Annotated in this window: 15 protein-coding genes; 3 read left to right on the forward strand and 12 right to left on the reverse strand. The window is 44.6% G+C overall.

Going from position 1 to position 21918, the window contains the following annotated elements; all coding sequences use genetic code 11:
- The first annotated feature begins 49 nt into the window (after positions 1 to 49).
- The gene (locus tag J2Z66_RS08340) at positions 50 to 844 is read left to right on the forward strand and encodes a helix-turn-helix domain-containing protein (protein WP_209970933.1); all 795 of its coding nucleotides are present in this window, start codon (positions 50 to 52) and stop codon (positions 842 to 844) included.
- Positions 845 to 1008: 164 nt separating this feature from the next.
- On the opposite strand, the gene J2Z66_RS08345 is transcribed toward J2Z66_RS08340, so the two are convergent.
- Positions 1009 to 1596: a DNA-3-methyladenine glycosylase gene (locus J2Z66_RS08345; protein ID WP_209970934.1), complete on the reverse strand. Its 588-nt coding sequence runs from the start codon at positions 1594 to 1596 to the stop codon at positions 1009 to 1011.
- Positions 1597 to 1788: 192 nt separating this feature from the next.
- On the opposite strand from J2Z66_RS08345, the gene J2Z66_RS08350 reads away from it, so the two are divergent.
- Complete coding sequence (locus J2Z66_RS08350; protein ID WP_209970935.1) at positions 1789 to 2907, forward strand: mandelate racemase/muconate lactonizing enzyme family protein; 1119 nt, start codon at positions 1789 to 1791, stop codon at positions 2905 to 2907.
- A 68-nt stretch (positions 2908 to 2975) separates the two neighbouring features.
- On the opposite strand, the gene J2Z66_RS08355 is transcribed toward J2Z66_RS08350, so the two are convergent.
- From J2Z66_RS08355 to J2Z66_RS08380, 6 genes are all read right to left on the reverse strand, one after another.
- Entirely contained in the window at positions 2976 to 4106 is a 1131-nt protein-coding gene (locus J2Z66_RS08355; RefSeq protein WP_209970936.1) for an ROK family transcriptional regulator, read from the reverse strand.
- 226 nt (positions 4107 to 4332) lie between these two features.
- A complete protein-coding gene (locus J2Z66_RS08360; protein WP_209970937.1) occupies positions 4333 to 9594 on the reverse strand; it encodes a DUF4838 domain-containing protein in 5262 nt (1753 codons plus the stop codon).
- Between the two features lie 100 nt (positions 9595 to 9694).
- On the reverse strand, positions 9695 to 10513 hold the full coding sequence (locus tag J2Z66_RS08365) for an amidohydrolase family protein (protein WP_209970938.1): 819 nt from the start codon (positions 10511 to 10513) through the stop codon (positions 9695 to 9697).
- A gap of 5 nt (positions 10514 to 10518) precedes the next feature.
- Complete coding sequence (locus tag J2Z66_RS08370; RefSeq protein WP_209970939.1) at positions 10519 to 11265, reverse strand: amidohydrolase family protein; 747 nt, start codon at positions 11263 to 11265, stop codon at positions 10519 to 10521.
- Between the two features lie 26 nt (positions 11266 to 11291).
- Positions 11292 to 13094: a glycoside hydrolase family 2 TIM barrel-domain containing protein gene (locus tag J2Z66_RS08375; RefSeq protein ID WP_209970940.1), complete on the reverse strand. Its 1803-nt coding sequence runs from the start codon at positions 13092 to 13094 to the stop codon at positions 11292 to 11294.
- An 830-nt stretch (positions 13095 to 13924) separates the two neighbouring features.
- A complete protein-coding gene (locus J2Z66_RS08380) occupies positions 13925 to 14284 on the reverse strand; it encodes a winged helix-turn-helix transcriptional regulator (protein ID WP_209971173.1) in 360 nt (119 codons plus the stop codon).
- A 242-nt stretch (positions 14285 to 14526) separates the two neighbouring features.
- Here J2Z66_RS08380 and J2Z66_RS08385 point away from each other — a divergent pair, with 242 nt between their 5' ends.
- Positions 14527 to 15483, forward strand: a complete 957-nt coding sequence (locus J2Z66_RS08385; RefSeq protein WP_209970941.1) for an aldo/keto reductase family protein — start codon at positions 14527 to 14529, stop codon at positions 15481 to 15483.
- A gap of 654 nt (positions 15484 to 16137) precedes the next feature.
- On the opposite strand, the gene J2Z66_RS08390 is transcribed toward J2Z66_RS08385, so the two are convergent.
- The 5 genes from J2Z66_RS08390 to J2Z66_RS08410 all read right to left on the reverse strand — a co-directional run bounded on the left by J2Z66_RS08390 (position 16138) and on the right by J2Z66_RS08410 (position 21675).
- Entirely contained in the window at positions 16138 to 17352 is a 1215-nt protein-coding gene (locus J2Z66_RS08390; RefSeq protein WP_209970942.1) for a hypothetical protein, read from the reverse strand.
- An 80-nt stretch (positions 17353 to 17432) separates the two neighbouring features.
- The gene (locus J2Z66_RS08395; protein WP_209970943.1) at positions 17433 to 18191 is read right to left on the reverse strand and encodes an SDR family NAD(P)-dependent oxidoreductase; all 759 of its coding nucleotides are present in this window, start codon (positions 18189 to 18191) and stop codon (positions 17433 to 17435) included.
- 75 nt (positions 18192 to 18266) lie between these two features.
- Positions 18267 to 19106, reverse strand: coding sequence for a carbohydrate ABC transporter permease (locus J2Z66_RS08400; RefSeq protein WP_209970944.1), 840 nt, complete (start codon positions 19104 to 19106; stop codon positions 18267 to 18269).
- Positions 19107 to 19136: 30 nt separating this feature from the next.
- Positions 19137 to 20081, reverse strand: a complete 945-nt coding sequence (locus tag J2Z66_RS08405) for a carbohydrate ABC transporter permease (RefSeq protein WP_209970945.1) — start codon at positions 20079 to 20081, stop codon at positions 19137 to 19139.
- Between the two features lie 115 nt (positions 20082 to 20196).
- Positions 20197 to 21675 carry an ABC transporter substrate-binding protein gene (locus J2Z66_RS08410; RefSeq protein ID WP_209970946.1) on the reverse strand — a complete coding sequence of 493 codons (1479 nt, stop codon included), beginning with the start codon at positions 21673 to 21675 and terminating at the stop codon, positions 20197 to 20199.
- Positions 21676 to 21918: the final 243 nt, after the last annotated feature.

A 21918-nucleotide genomic window follows, 5' to 3' on the forward strand; every position in this document is an offset into this window, starting at 1 on the left:
AATTTCTTTTACATATCCAAAATTTCAAAAAACCAAGAGGTGACGCGCCATGCCCGCAGGTTTGCCCGAACTCGTTTGGCATAACTACTGGACCCGAAAAGATAAATTTCTGCTGGAAGTGGACACGTATGTGACCTGGGTGCTTTTCGCGGTGGAGGAAGGGAATTTCGAATACCAGATCGGAGAAGATTACGGAGTGGCCGAGTTCGGAGACGTGGTCGTATGTCCGCCCCAACTCGCGTTTCATCGGAACGTGCTGTCTCCCTTAAGCTTTCATTCCCTTACGTTCCTGCTCTCCGAAGGAGAAGCGCAGCCGCTTCAGCTCCTTCTGGCGCAGCGAAAAATACGATTGCCGCAAATCCGGAGATTGTCCGAAAATTACGGTGGCTTACGACAGGCGGATCAGCAGTTGTCCTACAATCCGGAAAATCAAAAGCTGCGGCAGCATTATTTAGCCGACATTTGGCTGATGATCGCGCGGCAGGCGCTGGAATCCTCTGAGACTGAGCCGTTGGCGGGGCATGAAGACTTCATTCGCGATGTCGCGGTCTTTTTGCATAACCATGCCCATGAAGCGCTTGAAATCCGCGATGTTGCGGACCGATTCAGCATGACGCCCGTGCAGCTGATCCGCAAATTCAAAGCCGGCTACGGCGTCAACCCTCTGCAATACTTAACCTCGCTCCGGGTCAAGCACGCGTGCAAGCTGCTATTGAGCACGGAGTGGACGCTCGACGTCATTGCCGGAAATTGCGGCTACGAGAACGGCTTCTACCTCAGCCGCGTGTTCCGCAAGGCGATGGGCGTAAGCCCGTCGGAGTTCCGTAAGCAGAATCGGTATTGAAAAGGGGTACAGCCTTACTCCCACCTTATACTTTCTAATATTAAAAGAAAAACCGTCCGGAAGTTCACCGGACGGTCTTTTTTGTGCGTGGCATCACGTTCGCGCATGTGGGAGGGAAGGGGGAGCGGCTAGGGCAAGTCGGCCATTCGCCCCTGCCCTTCCCGCTACTTAGACACAAATGGGCTGCCCTCTTCCCAAAAACGCCAAGGATAATGTTTGGCTTCGCCGCTATTCCCAATACCAATTCTTGGGCCGGCCTTCACAGATTGTATAGCTCTTCCCTCTGCAATAAATAGTGGACCTTCAAAAAAAGGCCTGCCGTAATCCTCCTTGACAATGCCAAGGGATTTTGTTAGTTTTCCTGGGCCGTTTGCAAGCTCTTGCTTCTTTTTATCAGCCCCGCGGCGTTCATACATAAGTTCAATTCCCGTGAAAGGTTCGATGGCTCTAATCAAAACCGCCTCCGGATTACCAACCATCCCTCTGACCACATTAACGAGACAATGCCGATGCATCTCATACGTGTAGACATAACCCGGGGGACCAAACATCACTTCCGTTCTTGGGGTCCTTCGATTTCCAAAGCTATGTGCGGCACGATCCTCCGGCCCTATATAAGCTTCTGTTTCTACAATCCATCCGGAAGCCGTGCCTAGCTCTGTTTCCTTCACGAGCAGCATTCCCAGCAAAGAACGCGCCAAATCAAGTGTAGGCTTTTGAAAAAACTGAGCATCTACAGGTAAAAATGTCACACGTTTCCCCTCTTTTTTTGATCCATTTATCCTATACCGGATTGAAATAAATTTATAAATTTGATTTTTCTATAATCATGCATAAAATAAACTATTATATACCATATTATCCAAATTAACTCATAAATTGACGAATACTCGACATAATAATAGCACATAGATCAGCATAGAGAAAATGCAGGAGGCAGCCAATTGTACATTCATCATATCGACGCTTTCCCCCTCTTCTACCAGCTTCCCAAGCCATATGGGGACGCCAATGGAATCAAATCGTACCGCACAAGTTACATGATTCGGATTACAACCGATACGGGCATTGAAGGCTGGGGTGAATGCGCCGATTGGCTGCCTACCCTGCACAAGGGCTTTCAGGAAAGAATCATTCCCTATTTAATCGGCAAGCCGGCAGCCGGGTCTAACAAACTGGTTCATACGATAAAAAAATGGCATGCCCGCGCGGCTTCGGCGGTTAGCATGGCGTTAACAGAAATCATGGCTAAAGCATGCGGACTATCCATCACTGATCTTTGGGGAGGAAAATTTCGGACAAAGGTCCCCGTATATGCTTCCTTCCAATCCTACACCGAAGGGCCTGATTGGCAGCAGTATTCCCTGCAAACCATAGAAACAGCGATCAACGAAGGCTTTAGCAAAATCAAGCTGAAAATTGGCGGAAAATCAATCGCCGAAGATCAGCACCATATTCTCAGCGTTCAAGCCTTGCTGCAGGGACAAATTGAACTTGCGCTGGACGCCAACGAAAGTTATGACATGCCGGCTGCACTCAAGTGGCAGTACTTGCTCTCAGCATGGTCCAATCTCATGTGGGTTGAAGAGCCGATACCGATCAAGCATACTGCCGAGTATGCTTTGTTAAGAACGCGTTTGTCCGCACCTTTGGCTGGTGGTGAAAATTTCAAGACAGCATCGGACTTCATTCCCCTGCTTACCGGGCACGCCCTCGATTTCATAACTCCTGATCCCATGCACATAGATGGGATCAGTGGTTACAGGGAAACACTAAAGCTTGCCAGAAGCTTCGGCATCAGCGTAACTCCACATACTTATGATGGTGCTCTGTCGCGCTTATATGCTATTTTTGCACAAGCCTGTCTGGAACCGTTCAGCAAAATGGGGGCAGACTCGATCGAGCCTGTAGAATGGGATATTATGGATAATCCATTTACGAAGATGTTCCCGCTGCAGCCCCGGCAAGGGGAAATAACGCTCCCGCAAGGGCATGGGATTGGCTTGCAAATCGACTTAGAGCTGCTTCAGCATTATCACTGGGACGGAAGCAGCTATGTTTAAATTTACGACGAATACGCTTGGATCGAGATGTGATCCAAACGTATTGTATTATTTTATGCCATTAAGCATTACAGTGCTTCTATAAAGCTTTGTTTGGCTAAAGCTAATGCGCCGTACAAGCCCTGCTTACTTCCAAAGGAAGTGTTCTGCAGCTTTAAGTTTAAAGTCGAGAAGCGGTTTGCGCGTAAAAGCAGGGTTCTCTTCGTTTCATCCAACAAAAGAGGCATTTCCTCAAACATTAATCCACCGATAAAAATGGTGTTAGGGTTAAATAAGTTAACTACATTGCTCAAGGCAATGCCGAATGCCTTGCCCCCAGCCAGACAAACATCCATGGCTATTTTATCATTTTTTTGGTAAGCCACCGCTATAGAGCCGATTCCGCTCCGATTATTAAATTCATAATTCAGCATGGGAAACGTGATAATATTCTCCAGACAGCCATAGTTGCCACAGAAGCATCGAATTCCATTCGGATCTGCTGTAGTATGTCCCAGAAGCCCCGCGGTATTATTATCCCCCCTTAACAGCTGTCCATTAATCATTATTCCAGAGACGACTCCTAAACGCCCAACATGAACGACAATGAAATTGGAGAGAGTCTCTGCCATGCCTAGCATCTGCTCAGCAAGCGCCATCGTTCGGCCTCCCTCATTCAGATAAACCGGGCAGCCTATCCGTTCGCTGATTGCATCTACAAGATTAATTTCATCCCATTGAGGAATATTCGGTATAGAAAGGATACTTTTATTATCTCCACTAACGATTCCTGTGACGCCAATTCCAATGGCATCAATGGATTCCACTTTTATTTTATGTGTTTCAAAGAAATCCATCATGATCTGCATGAACAACTCAGCTCGATTTTCTATAGGAACTAATTCCGACATCAAAAATTGGGACTCGTGCAATATCTCCAGCTTATTGTCACTAAGCGCAAACCTTACAAAATGTCCACCAATGTCAATCCCTAGATATCTAAATTTATCGGGATGGGCATATAATTGTACTTCCTTTCTTCCCATACCGGTTCCGATGCGTTCCCCTTCCATGATAAGCCCTTGCTCAAGAAACTGCTTTGTTATTTTAGTCGTTGTTGCTTGAGTCACTCGCAGCATTTCTGCAATTTTCTTCCGAGAAACCCCACGCCCAAAGCTGATTAATTCTAAAATCTGTTTTTCTGTCAGAATTAACTTCATTATTGGCAACCTTCCCATCATATTCATGTTTACCCATTGGAATAAGAAAATGACTATTCATATATTAAACCCCTCAGAGCAAGCATTTGAGGGGTTTCTATGCGAAATTATGCAATATATTAAATTATATTAATGTTATTACCATTTGTAAATCATTGAATACTAAATAAGATTTTGATCAGACAAAGGCAAGTCGAATATCATTCGACTGCCCTGTCTATTTTTATTAATCTAGTTTGTAAATAGAGACATCATCAATGTATACATACTCACCCTGCTTGAATCCTTTGAAGTAGATGACTGGCTGTAAGCGAGCTGGCGCTTCACCGTAATAACTTGGGTTCACCACAAAATTAATTGTGACCTTTGACCATCGGCCTTTAGAATTAATAACAGACTCCTCGGAAGAGGTTATCGTATTAAGTAAGCCATATCCAGCGTTTTTCACAGCAACCTCCCAGAAGAGACTGCCTACCGCCTCGGAATCTTCAGGTAAGAAATAATAAAAGGTCGCTCTGTATTCACCGGGTGTGATGGGCAAATCTTGAAAGGCCGCTCCGATGCCTCTCTCGTACACATTAACAGCAAGACTCTGATCACCTGTTAGCGAAAATTCGTTGGTACGTTTCAATACTTCTCCCGGAAATCCATCTATATACCAAGGCGGTGCTGCATCAGGATTCTCCGGTCCGCCGATTTCAAACGATCCATTCATAATTATATTCTCTTTTTCGACAAGATCTAAAGGTTCCAGTTTGTAAATAGAGACATCATCGATGTATACGAACTCACCAGGCTTAAACCCGCTAAAGTAGATGATGGGTTGCAAGCGACTTGGTGTTTCTCCGAAAATAATTGGATCTATCTCAAATTCTACTGTGACTTTTGTCCATCGACCTTTTGTGTACGCAATAGGCGAGCTTGGAAAATTTAGCGCTCTGAGTTGGACATAAGCTGCATTTTTTACATTAGCTTCCCAAAATACAGTACCCACTGTCTCGGAATCTTCAGGTAAATAGTAGTGAAAGGTCGCTCTGTATTTACCAGGTGTGATGGGTATATCTTGGAAAGCGGCTCCGATGCCTCTCTCATACACATTAACAGCAAGACTCTGATCACCTGTTCGCGAAAACTCGCTCGTACGTTTTAATACTTCTCCCGGAAACCCATCTATATACCATGGCGGTGCTGCATCAGGATTTCCTTGGCCACCAATTTCAAAAGATCCGTTCTTAATTAAATTTTCCCCATCGATAAGATTTATTAGTTTTAAAGTGTCTGAATTCCAGGGTGCTCCGCCTGCCCAACCCAAAAACTTGGAATGACCATGATAATTTCGGAAGAAAAGCCCCTCCATCGTATTTGTTTTACTCAGATCAACTCCGATGCTGGAGAACGGAATCACTTGAACTGTATTCCAGCGGTCGCTCTTTATTAGCGAATTGCTTTCCCATACATGATCTGTACCTGGTTCAGGCTCCGAACCGGGAACCCAATTATAGATGAACTTCACGGCCTTCGGATTAGTGAAAAAGCCTTTAATAGTTCCACCTGATTGACTTATAAAAGTTTCAACCGAATCATCCCCTCCAACCAAAGGATCCGATCCGCTCGCCCACCATCCCCCTGGCGCAGTATCACTCACTACCATGGCTCCAGGATTGTCGTCAAAATTCTCATAGCCAACATAGAGGTTATCGAGATCCCACAACAGGTAAACTTTCGTTTTCGGACCTTCACTTCTTGTATTCATAATGAAAAAATCGCTAAACGGTTCAGCATCCGTCCACGGCCCCTTACTGAAATCGAGAGACTGTAATATTTGAGCTTTGCTTGTAGTCGTTCTGATAGCATTCGCTGAATAGTTTGAGTTAATAGAATCTAAAAACTGGTTCAACTGTGCACGTACGACTCCGTTTTCACCTTCGGTTGCCACGTAGCTTTTCAGTGCAGACATAAGCTCGTTTTGCACACCATCCCAATTCCCCATAATACTTGGATATCCCGGTAACTCCAGTATCGGATCACCCTTGTATTGTTTCACTAAATTCGTCCGTTTTTTTGCCATCTGCAGGCTTATTTGAATGTCGCTTAACAGTTCCAGCGCTTCTTGTTCATTCACTGGTGTGGCTATAGGGCCGCTTTGAGGATAGCTGAGAGCCGAAGCTTCATAAAATTCGAAAGCTTGAAGGAGCTTCTGGGCCCGAGTCTTCTGCTTGCTTGTTTGCGCTTTGACAACAACCTGTTCTAGCAGAAGGCGGCTATCGGTAATGTCTTTCTTCGTTACAGCTTCTAAATAATCAGGTAGATCGAATCGAAGATAGTAGCGCTCCGTCTTCCATCTCAAATACCAGTCCGTATCGAGAACACGCCGGGTCCAGAAGTCTTCCCATAATTGGTAGTATTCCTTCAAATAGGGAGCAGCATCCGTACCAACTGCACGCTCGTACCATTCGTTCAGCAGATCTTCTACGTCCTGATCTGCATTCCATTGAAGCTTAGCGGAGAGCCATGGCTTCGGTCCTTCACCAAAGTTAGGAAACAATTCCGCAACATGGGCGATAACGCCTTGATCCTGGGCAAATTTGTAGTTCTCCGCCATCTGATGCGGGTACACGCGTGGTATATTGTATGGCCAGCCATATAAATACTCATACCACGCCAGATTCGTCGCCACCTGTTCCCAACGCTCCAATGCCTCTTTTGATATATCAGCATTAGACTGATCAATCCAGGTCATACGATCTTCCGTAATATAGGGAATAACATGAGAGTTCAGTGTTACATTAGTTGGAGGATCAAACATATTTGAGTACGCCAACAGCCCGAAATATTTATCCTTATAAAGATCATTTGCCATTACACCTTCTACGACTTTATTGACCCATGGATAATACACATCTGACATATTCATAAGACCCACAGAATTCATTACGCCAGTATCTTCGCAGAATCTGTGACTATCATTCATCCCAAGAGAGTATGACATTTCTTCGGGATGTTGTTCAAAATACGAGATAATACGCTCAGTCGCCACCTCGGCTGTCGTGTCGTTGAAACATGGCTGCCAATCGTAATCATGAGTAGGCACAACCCCGCCCACATAATATTCAGGATGCTCTTTCAACTTCGAATCTTTCGGATCAAATAATTTCGCCATGTTATGATGGAACCGGACATTATCAAACATTTTGTTTTTCCGAGCCCATTCTGCATTTGTTACCGACATTGTAGTTTCCGTGCCGAAAAAATGGCGGGATATCGTTGCAGGATCGTTACGAACTATTTCTTGAGAAATGATAATTGTACTTCGCTGCGGTACATCCTCTCCCTCCGGCCCCGGCATCAGCCAACGCACGCCGACATAACGCTCGAGAAACTCGTATACGCCAAATTCAGTCCCCCGTGATGTAGGTCCAATTATCGTAATATTTTCCTCTTGCGAATCGATAATAAATCCATCATCCTTCATATCCAGTAGTATTTCATTATGATGTGCCTCATCTTCCGTCCGGCTAACACCGATGTAAATACTCACCATATCGTTACTGGCTGGTTCAATTTCAGCCCATTCATCTGTAGTTTTCGTCGATAACTCTGCCCCTGTCGACTTCTTCACGTATTCCCTCAGCGTTTCAGCAGCTTCAAGTATTTGCTGGCTGGAATCTGTCTCAATAACAATTAAAGCGTTTGCTATTCCATTCTCGACAATCAAATTACTATCAACAACTTCTGCTGACACAACAAATGCCGCAGACTCGACTGCTGCCGCACCTTTATAACGTACTCGATCAACAACAGACTGATCTATTCCTATCATTGAAACAGTCGGAACCGTTAAAGTAGCTATACTCGATGCGGAATCCCATGCAACAAGGCTTGGTGTCACGGATATCGCAGTTGCATCATTAATGACTCGCTGTACCGTAAAATCATTAACTTCGGGTATGATATTCGCAGCCGCATTGAAAGTAACAGTAATCGTCCCATTAACTGCAGATACGGATACAATGCTCGCAGGTGTTGACGTTCCACCGTCAATCACGCCCCCGCCTGGTACGGGCGTTCCCGTAATGGGATCAGTTTGTCCTTGAGATTCATCCGCCGGACCTTCCAACAGCAGCGGTTTTGTCTCAAACGTTGTCCCTTTCGCTTTTTCGCTAAGCGTTGCCTTTTCGATCACTCCAAGCCCTGTCACCTTAGCAATCGCATCCAGAATCATCAAAATGATCTTGGCATCCTTACCCACGTTAATACTTACGCCCGTCGCTTGCTGGGAGACTGATAACTTTTTGATCGTCCCTTTGGTGAAATCAATAGCTATGCCCTTGGCTGCAGCATCAACATGTTCAAAATAACCGATTAACTTAATTTTGGAATTTATTGAAATTCCATCTAAGAGTTTAACTAATTTAATTACTGAAGAGCCATCCGAATCCGCTTGTTCTAAAATAACGGCAGACTTTACGATGACTTCAGCTATCGTTGTTTTATCCTTAACAACGATCCGTACCGTTCCGGCTGCTTTATCCACAATCACCGCTGCCAGCACACTATTAGCGACATGGATGCTGTTGATGCCTCCGCCTTTAACCGTTGTCGTTCCTTGTACAGTTACATGGTTAAGGAATACATCACCTTCAGCAATACCTTCGGCTAACAATAAATCCCCCGTAATCTTCATGTTCTGCAGCGTTACTCCGGAAGTACTAACAACGACATTTCCGTTAATTTGTTCAACGCCCTCTGCAGGGCCGTAAGTGCCTGCTTTGTTATATTCGGTCTTTGGTCTCAAGCGTAGAGCACGCTCCAGAGTCACAACAACCTCCGCACGCGTTATGAAAGCCAACGGCTTGAAGCTGCCGTCCTCGTAGCCCTCCATTATTTTAGCCGCTGCTACTGCTGCTACTGCCCCTTTACTCCACTCGGGGATGTGTGTGTAGTCGGTGAAACCGCTTGCAGACTCGCTAGCAGCTTGCACATCCAAGTCCAGCAAACGAGCTATCATGACTGCCGCTTCCTGCCTGCTGATCGTTCTTTTGGCGCCAATAGTCCCATCGGCATAACCTTCGATAAACCCTGCCTGTACCGCTTTCGCCACATCTTCATATTCCCAGTCGGAAACCGCCAGATCGGAAAAATCAATTTGTGCCCGTTCACTAAATCCAAAAGAGCGATTCACAAGTGCAATGGCTTCACCCCGATTGACCGTACGATTCGGTTTGAAAGTACCATCAGCATAACCCTGAATCAGGCCTGCTTCCATCCATGCCGTTAGCTGCTTCTCAGCCCAATGCCCCTTCAAATCGGAGAAAGGGCTGGAGGATGTAGGTGATGAGGAGGAAGCTGGATCTCCAAGCGGGTCAGATGCTGCACGAATAACCGTTGTCATCGCTGAACCGAAAGAAGTATAAATAAGACAGCTCATTAAAAATAACATACATACCTTTTTGATATTTCTTCTGATATTTCTTTTGAACGATACCATGTCAGGCCTCCAATTTTTTCAAAATAATAAGCAGGCGAATATAAGCCACTTTCGAGGTCTATCGCAGATAAGCGACGCATGATCAACTCCTTTCATAGAATCAAATGAAATCTTTCAACAGCCGCTGTGCATTCAATCCCAGCACCTTGGCTTTGATCTCTTCAGACACACGCGCATAAAGAATCTCACCCAAATCATAGGTCAGATTATTGAAAACTGCATCACTGGAAAATAGCAGCTTATCCGAATCCGCTCTTCTGACAAAATGCTCAAGAGTCCTCTTGGAGCATATGAAAGCACCGGTCAAATCCAGGAACATGTTGTCATAAGTATTGGATAGCTCGATCGCTGTCGTTGTGCCAGGCTCTTCTCCCCCGGAATGGCCAATCAGAACCGTGAGGTTTCTGTACTTCTTGGCAATACCTCTCAGACGCTCCGGATCCGAGTATGGACAACGTCCCCAGATATGGACAAGCACAAGCAGACCTTTGGCGTCCGCGTACTCCCACATAGGCTCATAGCCCGCGCCATCTATAGGATGCATGTTGAATTCAGGATGAATTTTAATCCCGACAAAACGGTTGGAAATCGAGAAGCACTGCTCAGCCATTTCTAAGCTTTTTTGCTGTAAGGAAGGAATATAGGTAATCCATCCTAAAATTTTGCGATTCGTCTCCATCATTTTCGCTAAATCAAGATTGGCTTCCAATTCATGCGTATGCAAGCCTCTCAGCATGGAAACAATGGCATAATCCACGCCCACCCGATCCAAATTTTTCGTAAATTGAAGCATCTGCGCTTCTTCGTCATGGGAATAAGGAACATAATTGCCAGCATAGGGGCCTATATGGCTATGCACATCTATGACACTAACATCCTTTAATGGAATGCCTTGCTCCGCATATTCCTTAAGTAGCATTTTCATCACCCTTTCATCAGCTTCAGGATATTTTTATAGGCAATATTTTCTTTGTCTTCCATCGCTATATCCGCATAAGACAGCATCGCAACGGCAGGGCCCGGCATATTGAAAGGCATATTAGAGCCCCACAGGATATGTTCAGAACCAAATCTTTTGACAGCTTCTTCGTACACTAACCAATGATTAAACAGCGAAAACTCCACAAAAAAGTTAGGAAAATGCTCCAAATAACTGTATACGGCCAAATTGCGCCGATGGCTGACGGCAGTAAGAATCACATTGACTCCAGGAAATTCCGCCAGCAAGATTTGAAAACCCTCCAACTCTATGCCACGGCTGTCTTCGATTTCAAAATGGTCAATCAATAAATGGATGTGCAGCCTGGAAGCAAGGTCGAATATTTCGCGGATCTGTGTTCCATGCAGATTGAATCCATGCTGCCTTGGATATATTTTGGCGAATCGGATGTTTTCCTTTTGCAGCAGCTTTTCCGTCTCAGCCCAGCCTAGTGCATATTTATAATGGGGTGAAAGAACAAAGCAGGGAATCAGCTTGGATTCCTGCCGGGTCCATTCGAGCAGCCTTTGATTTCCTGCGATCGGATCTGAATAACGCGCTAACGAGTAGATAATAATCGCCTGGTCGATATCGAAATGATCCAGACTGGAAATAAACGCTTGTTCACTGCGTATCTCCACCTCCTGATTAACCAAGGGGCCCATCACCCCATTCACATCTATTCTTCTCATAACTAACGCCGCCTTCCTTTATTTATCTAGACTATATCTTGAAAAAGCCGGGTCAACGTGTGCAGCGCTTCTTTATCCTGACGGTCTATCGTTACGACCCCATAAGAGCCATAGGCCGCTGACCATGCACCAGCCAGCGTTCTGCGATGATAGTAATCTGCCCAGCACCATAACAGCCCGCCTTGTACACCATCTACACTGGTGATAGCTTGCCAGACCGATTCGATATAGGCTGCCTGGAACGCCTCCGAATAACGGTGATCTCCGTGAATACCTGTTATCGCCTGCATCCCGAACTCCGTTACTACAACTGGCTTCCCTTGAAACTCTGCTACTGTATCTCTTAAATGGTTGGCTGTTGGAGCAGTGGCAAATTCATTCAATTGATCGATATGATAAGCGAATGGCTCGATAACAGAACCGTAATATAAATTGATAAAGACAATATCCGCTTCATCAAATGCCTGATGTCCAGAAGTATGCCCAACTGCTACAAAGGAAACAAGCCTGGTGCTGTCGAGCTCTCTGGCCTTGCGCATTAACCGCCGCATCGCGTTGATACCATAAGGTTTATTCGTGCCTGATTCATTACACATACTCCAGACAATGATACAAGGGTGGTTACGCCCTCGTTCGATCATTTCCTGCAGAGCACTCTCCGCTCTGTCGATAATCTCATTATTTTCTGCTTCGTCTACTTCCGCGTCAATTTCCCACGGCTTCAGCCACCAATTTAACGGAATCTCCTCCATAAGCAAGAGACCGATTTCATCCATAATATCCATATGCAGCGGATCCATCGGGTAATGAGTACGGATACAATTCACTCCTGCTTGCTTTATTTTTAATAAATCAGCGCGAATGACTTCCTCAGGAACCGTCTGTCCATAGCCGTCTACTTCGTCATAGCGGTTAACGCCTTTAATAATGATTGGCTCGCCGTTCAGACATATTTGCGTACCCTGCACCTCGATCGTCCTAACCCCAAAGCGCTCTTGCTTCTCATCCACAGCTTCACCGCCACGGCCGAGCAGTTGCACCATCACATCATAAAGCTGGGGGGACTCCAGCGTCCAAAGCTGAGCCTTTGACATATCAATTGTTGTTGTAAAAAAAGCCTTTTGTCCCGCAGGACACACTACATCTATGGAAGCCGTATATGTATGGACTGCATTATCAGCTTCAGCATTGCCAATATTACTGCCCGCAGGAATCTTCAACCTAATAATTCCCTCAAATGAAGCTGCTTCAGTATTCGTTAATGCCACCTTGCAGGTTACTTTGGCACCTCCCTGATCAGGCGAAGCTTCAATAGCCGCGCTAGATATAAAACAAGTTGAACTTGTGACCAGCTTCACTGGCTGCAGAATTCCCCCATATTGAATCCATTCAATGAGCGTAGTCCCCGGCAGCCAATTGCTGCGCGGTACATTATCTACCCGGACGACCACCTGATTAGTCCCGTTTGTATGTAAAAAGGAGGTGATGTCATATTCAAAAGGCAAATAACCGCCAATATGCTCACCTGCCAACTCACCGTTGATCCAAACTTTCGCTTGACCGCTGACTCTCCCAAACTGAAGACGCTGGTTATAACCAGGCTGCACCCGGGCTCCCTCGATCTCCAGACAATACCAGCCTATTCCCTCATATCCCCAAAAAGCATGGCTATAAAAATCCCAGGCACCTGGAACGGCCACTCCCATCCAATTCGACTTGTCGTAATCCAGAGAAAACCACTCCTGTTGTTCTCCCCTATTGTCAATATCGGTAAAAAAAGTACCCTTATTGAAAATCATTGTTTGTGGTACTGCTTCAGCCAACGTCATCCCGCACCTCTTCATGATTTCATTTATTTGTTCATACTTGTTTATTTAAGCGCGGTCAATTACTTTTTTCTATATGTTTAACCTACTTAAATAAATATAAGGAATCCCAAGCTTACTAATTACGAAACATGTCGACTTATATATAATAATTACATATATACATCAATATTCAGTTAATATAATTATTAAAATGAATTATATCACACGTTAAAAATTGTGTAAACCATTATAAATGAGGAAAACTTCTTGCGCCGTTCCTTTGAGGTGCGTGTTCGTTACGCTAGTGCTTGGTGGAGGTAAGGGGTATGGGCTCCAGCCGCTGTTAAAGATTTGTTCCATTGAATGGACGAACGAGGAGGTTGGAACAAATCTTTAAAGGCGGGCGCTAGCGCTCTTCCACCCATACCCCTTTACCTCTTTCAGCTACAATCGTACGAACACCATGCTCAAACGGACAGCCAGCAAGAGTTTTCTCTTGGTTGGAGGAGATTTCTTAGCGGGGAAGAACGCTGGGATGAAGAAATGAGAGGAGCCGCTACTTTAGCGATGTTTTTCATCGTTAAAGTAGCAGCTCCTCTCCATAACCTCACTTTAACGATGAAAAACATCGTTAAAATCCCTTTTAATCCCCCAATTAGGCCATCCGTCCTCTTTTAGCGATGAAAAACATCATTAAAGTGACAGGCTGACCTGGAAACACTTACTTTAACGATGAAAAACATCGTTAAGTCAAGCACACGCTTCATTTGGGGGAGACGAGCTGCTACAAAATAAAAAATGACTCCTATTTAATACAGGAATCATCCTTGAAGGTATCTTAATTCTTTTTTTCAAGTCCACTTAGCCGCCCAAAGCTTCATTTGCTTCAAGATCATATGCAGATCCTCACCTTTGGGTGTCAACGTATACTCCACTTTCACTGGCACGGTCGGAAACACCTGGCGTTCCAAAATACCTTGTTCTTCTAAATGGCGCAGCGTATTGGTGAGTGCTGTTGGACTGATCGAATGAATAGCTCTTTGCAGCTCTCCAAAACGTTTAGTCCCGCAAAAAAGCTCACGAAGCACGAGAAACGACCATTTCCCGCCTATCACATCCAATGTTTTTTCGACTGAGCATTCAATATAAACAGGATTTTTGGGCGTATAATTCGAACCTGACGCTGCCGTTTTTCCCTGCTCATCCTCCATGTTTGTTCCTTTGCCCGTTTCCGCCCCTTGTTCCATCTCTATGTTCGTTTCCATATCAGCTGACATAAGTCCTCCCCTTAAATAGTACTAAAATAAAGTGTAGTAACAACATAAAAATTAATAACATCATAAAAAATTCACTACTATTCATTCTATTGAAACTTTACTACAATAACAATAGAACAACGATACCATTCATTATTAATTCCCTTAAATACATCAAACAACGGAGGTTTCTTATTATGAAATATCGTAAATTAGGAAATACGGGTTTGAAAGTAAGTGAAATAAGCTTGGGCAGCTGGTTAACCTATGGCGGGTATGTCGAGCAGGAAAATGCAGCGCAATCAATACGTACCGCATATGATCTTGGTATTAATTTTTTTGATACTGCAAATGTGTATGAACGCGGTGAAGCGGAGAAGGTTGTGGGAGCTACCTTGAAGGACTTTCCCCGTGAATCCTATGTTCTGGCTACTAAAGTCTTTGGGGAGATGGGCGATGGGCCTAATGATCGCGGTTTATCCCGGAAGCATATTAAAGAGCAGTGCGATGCGAGCTTGAAGAGGCTTGGCCTCGACTATATAGACGTCTACTATTGTCATCGCTACGATCCACATACCCCTGTTGAGGAAACACTTCGCGCATTGGATGATCTGGTATCTCAAGGAAAAGTGCTGTACATCGGAGTAAGTGAATGGACACCTTCACAGATGGCGTTGGCGCATGCGCTTGCTGATAAATATTTGTTAGACCGCATCGTAGTGAACCAACCGGTATACAACATGTTCAACCGCTATATCGAAAAAGAAGTGATTCCGCTAGGTGAGCAAATCGGCATTGGTCAGGTCGTCTTCTCACCACTTGCGCAAGGTTTATTAACCGGTAAATACAAATCGATCCAAGACATTCCCGAGGGCAGCCGGGCTGCTAAATTGGATTGGGTACGCAAAGGCATTACGGAAGAAAAGATTGCCCAGGTCAATCAACTGGACCTAGTCGCCCAGGACTTAAATATAACCGTGGGGCAGCTGGCCCTTGCCTGGATTTTGCGTCAACCGAATGTATCAAGCGCATTGGTAGGAGCTAGCAGTCCTCAGCAAATCGAGGAGAACGCCAAAGCGTCCGAGGTTGAATTGACTCCGGAAGTGCTTGAACAAATTGAACAAATTCTCACAGATAAAACAACTGTACTGTAAAAAAGGATAACATCGAATGCCAAATAGAACTCATTTATGAATTCATTAGTGAGTTCTTGAGTGAGTTCTTGAGTGAGTTCTTGAGTGAGTTCTTGAGTCAGTTCATTAGTGAGTTCTTGAGTGAATCCATAAGAGCGCATAAACTGACTGTACGAAAGAGGATAAAATGCGGACAAAAAAATTGTAGTAACAGGCGGCAGTGGCCATTTGGGTAAATGGGTTGTCAAAGAAATGATAGAGCATGGCTATTAGGTGGTCAATGCCGATACTAAGTTCCTGGCGTCAACATATTTGAGTCGAGTTGAACAGGCTCAATCTTCGCCCGAAATAAGTGTGTACTCCACTTAAGACGATGTTTTTCATCGTTAAAACAAGTGTTCCAGGTCAATCCATTACGTTAATGATGATTTTCATCGTTAAAACCGATCGGATGGACTCTCAGGGTGGTTAAACGGGATTTTAACAATGTTTTTCATCGTTAAAGTAAGGATGTGGAGGGGATCTGGTGCTTTTAACGATGAAAAACATCGTTAAAGTAGCAGGCCCTTCTCAGCTGTACCCGCACCTCAGTCCCAGCGGCTGGAGCCCACATCCATTCCCTCCCTCCATGCACCCAAGTCACGAACACGCCCATCAAGGGACGCCGCAACACGTTTATTTTATAATCAATTCAGCAGTCTCCAAACGTTTCCTTTGGTACAAAGATTCCATCCCATAATTAATCAAACCGCTGGATAGAAAGGTCCGCTCCATCGGGAACGGTTCTACACCTGTAATTATAAAATCCTCAATTATTCTCGTTAACGTTTCGAAATGTGTGAACGGACGGTCCAAATCGCTATGACATATTGCAGCATCCAGTTCACCTGTGCTTTTACGGAAAGAGAATCCCCAACGATCAATCCAATTATGCTGTTGAATGACATACCCTTTCGTTCCATTTACGTAATGGACAATAAACAATACTGTCTTTTCACTCGAAAACCTTGGATGCGTCGAATCAACCAGTTCATTGAGTTCATTGAGTTCATTCGGATCATTCATATCCCTCAGATCCGTTGAAACCAGATCATCTACCGAATCATTTTTATTAAATAATGCCATCGCCTTCAGCAACAGATCCTCCGGCCATTCCTTCCTGTCCATAGCCTGCCATACCTCTTCCCCTTGCAGGGCTAGAATGGAGCTCACGCCACGAGCGCTGCCCACTCTTTTTTCGGCAAGAGATTGCAGCACGTCTAAAGCGTGATAACCATAGGCTTCAGTCTGGCTTGAGAAGCTTACAACTAACCACTCCACAGCATCTGCCAGATGGATCGGGTCCATAACCGGAACATGCGGGGCATGAGGAATGGACGAGCCTCCCATGAAAGGAAGGTCGCGCTCCCGAAGCTCGTTATACATCCATACTGTATGGTCTATATCGTAGGATAGGTGTTTGTCTGAAAATATCGGAAGCTTCACTTGTATACGGTCTAGTACCTGAAGCACTTCCTCCAGAAAACGGCGGCGCGGATACCACTTCCTGCCTCGTTCGTCCTCTGGATAGTCCCCATGCTCTCCGATAAGGATGATGCCGTCCAAGCCACCATTTACGTGCGCCATTTTCAGCGTTTCTTCTATTGTCGCATAAATGGGCACCCCGCTCACGGCTGCCTTTTCTCTGCTCATATCGCCCGCAGGAACTTGATCCGTGTAAATCGCTGCCACTTCAATTCTTGGCTTATAATCGAATTCTCCAAGCAGCCTTCCGAGTATTACGTCCGCATGGGAATTAAACGAATACTCCGTGACTATAACGGCCACCCGCTTTGAATTTCCCTTTGGAATCGAGTGCTTCGAGTGCTCCATGTGTTTTATGTGTTCCATGTGCTCCATATGCTCCATATGCTCCATGTGCTCCATGTGCTCCATGTGCTCCATGTGTTTGTGTTCCCTATGTTCCTCTGTCACACCCACAGCCCTCCATTCACAGGATAGCTGGATCCCGTTACATACGAGGAAGCATCAGACAATAAAAAAGCAGCCACTTCATTGATTTCCTCCGGGGTGCCGCTCCTGCCGATTAACGACTCAACCTTCATTCCCTCCATATGCTCGCGAGGCAGACTCAATAATTGCTGCTCTGATTTAAAATCGCCAGGAACAATAGTATTTGCCCTGATCCCATAAGCAGCATATTCGTATGCAATGGCTCGGGTCAGCTGCTCTAAACCAGCTTTTCCTGTACCATATACAGCCGTATTAGGTCTGACCCTAGAGCCCAATATCGAAGAATTATTAACGATAGCGCCTCCTCCGGAAGCCATCATAAGCGGTGCTGCATGCTTGCAAATGAGGAACCCACTAGTCAACGTTCCCCGCAGCGAGTGCTCCCATTCTGACAAAGACATATCAGCTATAGCAAGCGAAGGATTGACATATACATTATGATAGTAACCGTTTAATCGGCCAAAGCTGCTATCAATTTGTATGATGGCGCTCTTGATCTGCTCTTCCTGCGTGCAATCAGCTTTGATGTAAATGAGCCGCTCCGCTCCATACTTCTGCTGGAGATCACTTAATTCTGCAAAGTCGTCTGTCTCTTTAATGTCCATGGCTGCAATTGCTGCTCCTTTGGACAAAAACTGCTCTATAGCCGCTTTTCCCGCTAACCCCAAAGCTCCCGTTATAAGAATCACCTTATTTTGTAATTGCAATGCACACACACGATCCCACTCCTCGCCCCGGTTAACTTTCGCCTTCCCTGTATCCCTGCATTTCCCCCGATTTCCTGTATCGGCCTAACCCTTAACAGCTCCCAATGTCGCCCCTTCAACTATCTTCCTTTGGAATAAGATATAAATAATTAGGGTGGGAAGCATGGCAATCGTCACACCGGCAAATAATGTGACCATATCGGATTTGTATTGCATAATTTGGTTGGCATGATACATTTTTACACCGATGGTATGTTTACTGGCGTCACTTAAATAAATAAACGGCCCCAGGAAATTATTATATAATCCTAGAAATTTAAATATCGCAACCGTAACAATGCCCGGCATAGACAATGGGACAATAATTTTAAGGAAGGTTTGGAACAGCGAAGCTCCATCCATATATGCACTTTCTTCCAGCTCTTTGGGAAGGGATTGCATAAATCCTCCTAGCAGCATCAGGAAAAACACACTTTCGCCTAAGCTGTCCAAAATAATTAGCCCTGTTAAGCTATTGAGCAAATGTAAATCACGCATCAATATGTATTGAGGCACCAACGCATTAATTCCCGGTAGAAACAAGGAAAGCATAATCATGGACCAGATCAGCTTGCGCCCTGAAAATTGCAGCCGCACCAAGGCGTAGGCATTAATTGTTGTAAGAAACGTTCCTAGCAGCAGACTGACGCCAACATAGTACAAAGTGTTCAACATCGTGGAGCCAAGCTCATAAGAAACCCAAGCATTTTTATAATTTTCCCAAGCCCAAATTTTCGGAAGCGCCCATACGTCTGCGAAAAACTCCTGATTTGTTTTTAAAGACTCATAGATCACCCACAATAGCGGGACAATAATGGTAAGTGCCCATCCAAACAAAACAATTCTCCAGATCCAATCCACTATCGTGTTCTCGTTTGTCTTCAATTTTCTTCCCTGCTTTCAGTATAAAATCAATTAATACTCCAGATTGTCTTTGGGTCCAAACCGGTCAATAATCCACTTCACAGCAATTAGAATCACAAACAGGAACATCCCTATAGCCGAAGCATATCCGTAATTATGGGAGGTGCTGCCAAAGGCCATGCTGAACATATACAGACCTATCACTTCAGTTGCCCCAGACGGACCGCCGTTCGTTAAAATGAGCATAAATTCGAAGCCTTTGAACACACCAAGTGCAAGAAACAAAAAACCAATGCGTATAATCGGGCTAAGAAGCGGAATCGTGATCTTGAATAGCCTTGTTGTATGGCTGGCGCCTTCCAATATAGCAGCCTCATATAAAGAAGAAGGAATAGTCTTCATCGCGTTCATAAAAATAATGACATACAGTCCAACACCACTCCAAATCATCGGAGGCAGTAGTGCCCAAAGAGCTGTACTCTTCTCGGCAAGCCAGTAATATTCGTTCATATCTATACCGATCACTTTTAACAAAGCATTCAGCATCCCGTAACTTCCGTCATAGATAAATGCCCATAACAAGGCAATGACGACGATGGCCAAAATATTGGGAACAAAGAAAAGCACCCTGTATACTTTGGCTTCAAAGTAGTGCTTGTTCGTAAGCAGGTAAGATAAAATGAGTGAAATATATACGGTTAGAAAAGGAACAGTGACTATAAGCAACAAATTGTGGTAAAGAGCCCTCCATACATATTTATCCTGAAACATATAAACGAAATTATCGAGCCCTACAAATTTGGGTTCGCTAATTCCGTTCCATTCCAGGAAAGAATAATACACAGATACGATATTTGGATATAAATTAAATAACAAATACCCGAGAAAACAGGGCCAAACTGCCAACAATACGAATAATCGCTTTTGTGTGTTGCTTTTGCTCATTAATGACCCTTTGCGGGCTGTATGTGCTTGAACTGCTTCTGGCACTCCCATAATTCATTCTCCTTTCACATTGCTTCAGACGTTGAAGGGAGGGGAAACTTATAAGGCTCCCCCTCCTCCTCATCCTGCTGTCCTTTATGAATCGCTTTTTTTTATGTAGTGCTTTTTACTTGCTGTTTTCTTTAATCGCCTTCTCGATCAGCTTCTCTGCCTCTTCCAGGACAGGAATGGGATCCTTCTTGCCTATGGTTACCTCATTGATCATTTCCGTAGTCAGCTTATCCGCTTGAGCAGCTGTTGCCCCTCCGATAATGACTTCTTTGGAGGTTAAGCCAAGCTTCATCTTGTTCTGCTTCGCGAACTCCATAATGGCTCTTGGTGCATCCTGCATTTCCTTGATATTCTCGGGATTGTCAAGGAAGTCCTTACGAATAGGATAAATGCCGGCAAATTTATTGTTATAGGCTTGAACGTCATTCGTCAGCAGAAACATGTTAAATTCTTTGGCCCAGTTCTTAACGAGATCACTTTTATTTTTCCAGATCATGATACCGCCTGCGCCAATATAATTTTCTACCCACACGTTATCGCCTGCCTTGCTGCTGAAGGGAATCGCCATAAAGCCCCATTTAAAGCCGTCGGGAATGGAATCCTTCATCTCGTTCTGCACCCAGTCACCTGTTGCAGCAAGTGCTGCCTTATGCTGAAGCAATTGCATTTGTGATTGTGTGTGGTTCAACGCAGCTACTCCGGCAGGAAAATATCCCTTTTTCCCTAGCTCATAAATGCGTGTCCATACTTCCTTGGACTCATCTGAGGTATAGATGGGCAATTGACTTTGACGGAATCTTTGCGTGAAGCCTTCCAAATCTCCGTTTTTCTCTGCCAGCTCAAACTGTTTAATTCCAAAGGCAAAGGATAGATAGGAAGGATGCACGCCTGGATAGGTAATAGGTATAATCCCTTTGGATTTAATAGCTTCCAATAGCTCAAGGAACTCTTCCCACGTTTTCGGGTTCTCATTCCAGCCATTTTGTTCAAAAAGTGCTTTATCATAAAACAAACCAACTGTCGAGCCGCCCATCGGAATCTCATAGAACTTGTTGTCATACTGCTCTGCAAATTCAAACGTGCCTTCTGGCACCAGATCGCGAAGCTTTAACCCATTAGCATCAGGTAGAACACGATCCCATAAATCCGTCAAATCTTCGAACATACCCGCTTTAATAACTTGTACCTTCTCATCTTTGGAATTAAAGGCCGGTGAAATGATATCAAACATATCTTTATCATTTTTGGCGGCAATTTTTGTGCTGATTAAATCCATAATTTTAGGTGAATAGGCTACATCAAATTTTACATTCGGATATGTTTCGGTAAATTTGGCTATGGCATTGTCGATCCACTCACGCCCGTATCCGTTTTCCCAGAACCCGAATTTAATCGTTACCTGTTCGGACTTTGACAATCCGTTCGGATACACATCTGAGCCTTCAGGAGAAGGTGATGTTCCGGCAGCAGCCGTATTCGCCGGCGAAGCTGATGGTTTCTCTCCTTCATTTTTACTGCTGCAGCCTGCTGCAAGTGCTAGCAATATAAACACACTCAGCACGATGACTAACCATTTCTTTGTTAATCCTTTCATTTTGACGCCTCCCATTTGTATGCTCTTCGAACAACGCGTTTTGCAATTCCATTCATGCTTCTCCATAACTGCTCAGTAAAGCAATCTTTTTTTCATAAATGTGAATCGTTTTCACGTATTGCCAAATCGATAATAACCCTTGCAATTACACATTGTCAATAACTTTTTTATATATCAAAATATCATTTATATATGTGAATTTCACATTAATTTTATAACGCACATATAGCGGGTGATCAGCGA

Origin of the sequence: Paenibacillus eucommiae, assembly GCF_017874215.1 — a bacterium.
In the GTDB taxonomy this organism is placed as follows: domain Bacteria; phylum Bacillota; class Bacilli; order Paenibacillales; family NBRC-103111; genus Paenibacillus_AI; species Paenibacillus_AI eucommiae.

Bases quoted from the DNA above. Each gene is read 5' to 3' on its own strand.
- J2Z66_RS08370 (WP_209970939.1), bottom strand. From the start codon at position 11,265: ATGAGAAGAATAGATGTGAATGGGGTGATGGGCCCCTTGGTTAATCAG.
- J2Z66_RS08410 (WP_209970946.1), bottom strand. From the start codon at position 21,675: ATGAAAGGATTAACAAAGAAATGGTTAGTCATCGTGCTGAGTGTGTTT.
- J2Z66_RS08375 (WP_209970940.1), bottom strand. From the start codon at position 13,094: ATGACGTTGGCTGAAGCAGTACCACAAACAATGATTTTCAATAAGGGT.
- J2Z66_RS08390 (WP_209970942.1), bottom strand. From the start codon at position 17,352: ATGGAACACATAAAACACATGGAGCACTCGAAGCACTCGATTCCAAAG.
- J2Z66_RS08405 (WP_209970945.1), bottom strand. From the start codon at position 20,081: ATGGGAGTGCCAGAAGCAGTTCAAGCACATACAGCCCGCAAAGGGTCA.
- J2Z66_RS08365 (WP_209970938.1), bottom strand. From the start codon at position 10,513: ATGCTACTTAAGGAATATGCGGAGCAAGGCATTCCATTAAAGGATGTT.
- J2Z66_RS08355 (WP_209970936.1), bottom strand. From the start codon at position 4,106: ATGAAGTTAATTCTGACAGAAAAACAGATTTTAGAATTAATCAGCTTT.
- J2Z66_RS08380 (WP_209971173.1), bottom strand. From the start codon at position 14,284: ATGGAGGATGAGCAGGGAAAAACGGCAGCGTCAGGTTCGAATTATACG.
- J2Z66_RS08340 (WP_209970933.1), top strand. From the start codon at position 50: ATGCCCGCAGGTTTGCCCGAACTCGTTTGGCATAACTACTGGACCCGA.
- J2Z66_RS08385 (WP_209970941.1), top strand. From the start codon at position 14,527: ATGAAATATCGTAAATTAGGAAATACGGGTTTGAAAGTAAGTGAAATA.
- J2Z66_RS08360 (WP_209970937.1), bottom strand. From the start codon at position 9,594: ATGGTATCGTTCAAAAGAAATATCAGAAGAAATATCAAAAAGGTATGT.